The 4439-nt window shown below is 37.8% G+C and carries 2 protein-coding genes; both read right to left on the bottom strand.

Going from position 1 to position 4439, the window contains the following annotated elements; genetic code table 11:
- The coding region (locus tag ENL20_01290) for a hypothetical protein (GenBank protein HHE37191.1) at positions 1 to 2936 on the bottom strand (2936 nt) is incomplete at its 3' end.
- Positions 2937 to 3908: 972 nt separating this feature from the next.
- Complete coding sequence (locus ENL20_01285) at positions 3909 to 4184, bottom strand: hypothetical protein (GenBank protein ID HHE37190.1); 276 nt, start codon at positions 4182 to 4184, stop codon at positions 3909 to 3911.
- Positions 4185 to 4439: the final 255 nt, after the last annotated feature.

The raw sequence follows: 4439 nt of genomic DNA, 5'->3' as shown, positions 1-4439 counted from the left end.
TGAATAAGAGCATCCCCGTCGCCAACATCCATCAGCCCGTTCAGGGTGAAGTCGGTATCGATTTCAAGGTAGCCGCCTCTATCTCTCGAGCCTTCTCTATAATTTCCTTCCGCATTTTCCGTACTATTGCTGCCGTTATCGGAATCTCCGGATGCTCTAAAAGGATAATTATAAAGATAGATTGCAGACGATGATGTTTCAGAAAAAGTACCATTAACGACCATCGAAAGATCAAGCGTCTCCATCTCATTATCAGCAGCCAGAGTAAAGTCTCCATCAACTACAATCGGTTCAATTCCATCAGCCCAGATTTGAAAATATCCGGACGATTTATCGACTTCAATATTACCAAATACAGTATTGGGATCACCGTTTGATATCCCTGACCGAAAAGTTGCGGAATTATAGTGAATAGTATTTGAAGTGGTTGCTGTAAATGAGGATCCACTATAAACTACCATTCCCCAAGCAAGGTAAATATTACCCGCTGAAATATTTCCTGTTGAACCATCATAGAAGTAAAATTGATCATAGGATGTACTTCCTGCATTTAACACATCAGCAGCATTTGTCATATTTAAAGTGCCATACACAGAACAATTATCGTCAACTGTTAATTCATAACCGTTCAATGTTAACTCACCTTCCGTAATTGTTAAATCGTTTGTTACTACACAATCGCTGTTTAGAAAAACTGTATTTGCACCGGTTTTATCGATGTTCAGATCATAAAAGGCAGTTGTTCCGTAAATGTATGATGTTGAACTTCCATCGAAGGTAACAGAACCACCTGTAGGAGAAAATATATCATCTGCATCTGAAAAACTACTACCAAGGAAGATATCACCTCCGGACACATTCTCTATCGATCCTGTCTGGAAGAGGATATGTAGTTCACTATTTAGTTCACTACCGGAATTCATAGTTAGGGAACCACCATCGTGGAAATATGGTCCGTTACCTGTAACATTAACAGTTCCTCCCGAATCGATAATGAGTTCACCTTCATTAAAAACATCAAAATATTGCGAATTCATTGTAAATGAATTGATATCGAGAGGACCATTTAAATCTGTATCATAAGTTACTTCCAGATCATAGTCGCAGGAGAAGAGTAAAGCAGAAGCCCCGATATCAACTTGGAATGAATAGAAATAACTATCGGGATCATCGATTTCAACACTATTATCACCGGAAAAATCATCGACATAAATGTGTGTTCTTCCACCAGTTCCGTTGAATTGGCTTCCATTCTGAAGATAAATACTTTCAACATAATAATGACCGGCTGTTTGATTGAAAGTGCTGCCGGAATAATGAAGGGCTTGTCCATACCAGCCGGCAGTAGTTCCTATTTGAATTGTTCCGGAAAGGTCAACCGTAGAACCGGAGTACAAATATAGATCATCACCAATATCTAAAGTTCCGGCAACTGTTAATTCTCCATAGCTATTTACAGAATGGCCGGTTACAAGGAGAGATGCACCTGAATCTATAGTCAGACTATTACAGTCATAATCATGATCTGCTGTATCTATACCTAATTGACCGGTAAGTTCGGGATAATTCGGACATCCGGCTGGAATAACGACATCATCGTATTGATTGGGAACAAACCCATCATCCCAGTTATCAGCATCATCCCAATCCGTGCTGATGTTTCCTGTCCATAAACCCTGAATTCCAGGGTAAAAAGCATAATTATAAGTAGGTCTGACATCGTTCGAATTAAGAGTATTCGGTCCGCCGTCTCCATCTAATCCGGAATAATCTTCTATTCCACAGGTTGCATTATCACTTGCATCTGCATCCCAATTTCCGTATTTAATCCAAATTCTGTTGAAATATTCATAAAATACAGTTTGGAAATAATGAAAATCATCAGTATCACCACCATTTCTGGTTACTGAAAAATATTCGACTGTAAATATACGCGAACCAACAGAACCCTCAACTTTATAGGATACTTTATCTGTTGATCCTTGATCAGTTACTATTATGTCATCCCACCAGGTGGCGATATAACCGTCAGGATCTGTTGGACTTGTAATCGCATCATTAGACCAATCAGTTCCATCTAAAGCTCCTCCTCCCTGCTGATACATCGTACTATATCCATGAGTACTAACTCTTACTTCGGTGTTTACATCAGGATCATCACCTTGGTAAAAATAAAAATTAAAACCGATTGGAACATCTTCAGATACATCGATATAAGTTCCGGCACTTCCATCCCAGATGGTTGTAGCTCCGGTCAGGTTTGTCATGCCAACGGTACCATAATAATGTGTGTATTCTCCGGAAGGAGTTGCTCTGGTTGATTCAATCTTTAAAAGTTCATTCTCGTTACCCTGATAAAATGAGATAAAATCAAGAATTTGAGAATTGTAATTTGTTTGTTCGTATTCTTTTTTCATCATTTCCGCTAAAGCGTATTTTTCATTTTCATAATAATGAAGAAAATCGAATACTGATTGCGAGACAGTTTTATTGATAGTTTTTCGATCATGAAGATCGATGATAGTTGAAATATCGATTTCGCGTATTAATGCCTGTCCGATAAAATTTCCGAGATTATATTCGATTTCCCGGATAACATTTACATCTCTTTTGTTTTTTTGGAAATTATCCCGTTGTTCGAGAGTTTTTTGAATTTCCTCTTTTAACGCTGACACATCTTGTTCCGCCCAATCAGGAAGAGCGGGAGTTTCATTGACGATAGGATTGCCGTATGAATCGAATTTTTGTTTTGCGGCCGGTTCATTCGTTTTTTTCGTAAGTTCCTTTTGAACAGACGAAATGCCATCACTCGATTTGATCATAGCATCATGATCTGAAGTGATTACCTCATTTGAAAATTGATCTTGCTCAATCTCCGCGGTGATAAAACACACACTTAGAGCTAAGATCAAAAAACTTAATGTTTTCATTTTCATAAAAACCTCCTTTTTTTTTAAGTTGGTTCTGTAACACAGAACCTATTAATATGAGACTTAACTTATTATTTTCTATACCATTAAAGCACTTTTGGGAAATTTCCCTAAAAACAAGACCGGTTTGATCTGTTTCTGGGATATGCCTTAAAAAATCCATCTTTTATCCGTTTGCTAAACTAATTGATAAGAGAGAATCTTTCATAAACAATGATACACTACCCATTTCCCTTCCGAAGCTTTCTTTCACTAGTTCTTAAATTAAGATTCGGAAGGATGTATATGTCCCGGAACTTTCCGATCCGGCAACTGCCGGATAGAATTCCTTCATGAGAAGCTTCGGAAAGGCAGTATCATTTTTTCATAATCTTTCATAAATTATATTACACTACCTTTAAGTTTTTTTTATCTCCATCCGGATTTTGTTATTCCCATTAATATTTGGAAAGATTGTTTTTGGGATTAAATACCATAATTTCGATATTTCTTGTTTGTCCCAACATTATTACTTTTAAGCATATTATCAAAAATTTCATGTAACAGAATTTGAGATTGTGACATTTCCTGTCAAATGAAAAATAAAAATAAATTAAAAACTATCTGTCCGGTACAGGCAACTTTATGTGAATCTATTCTAAAATAGACTGTTAGATAAACTAACCCGGTATTTTTTTTAATTTTATTCGCCGTAAAACAAGATGCCGATCTTGTTCATTTCTCATCTTGTTCCCACGCTCCCGCGTTGGAATACAAGTCATCTCGTTCTAATACTCCCGCGTTGGAATGCACAAATGGACGATCCTAATCAAAACTACCTCGCGACTAAAACGCTGAACATTTAAAGAAAACATTCCCACGCAGGAGCGTGGGAACGAGTATAGTATTACAAAAATTTACCATCCGACAATTGACGGATAGTAAGTTTCATTTAACCTTTCACAGAATGCAATTCAGTGCTACTTTAGAGATCAACTATCATTTCTTCGTCGCCACACTCACATCATCGCATAATATCGCGGGAAATCTACCTCCCCAGCTTTCGTGAACTTTATCTTCAATGGAAACAATATTATTCAGAGTCTCATAAACATTACCGGCTACCATGGCATCTTTAACTCTTCCGATGATCTCCCCGTTCTCCACATAAAAGGCAGGTTCGACTCCCACGGAATAATCTCCATTGGGAATATTGCCGCTGTGAGCACCCATCACCCCATCGAGAATGATCCCTTTATCCATGGAACCGATCATTTCCTGGAGAGATTTATCTCCGGTTTTGATGGTTAGAAATTGCAGGGATGGAGAAGGTTTGGTCGAGATCGGATCTCCTCCCCATTGGGTCGTTCTGAAACCGTTTCCGGTTGAATGATGAGCTAATTTATTTCCGTAATATAGATCGAAGTAGAAATTCTTGAGTACTCCATTTTCGAATAAACTTGAATTTACGATTTACAGAAGCGAAGATGAAAGGAGTATCTGCAGTTTTTTCAAAGCCAAAGCGTGAAC

This window comes from Candidatus Cloacimonadota bacterium (assembly GCA_011372345.1).
Lineage (GTDB): Bacteria > Cloacimonadota > Cloacimonadia > Cloacimonadales > TCS61 > DRTC01.
The sequence above is the reverse complement of the archived record's forward strand: the minus strand, read 5'-3'. Positions and strand labels throughout refer to the sequence as shown.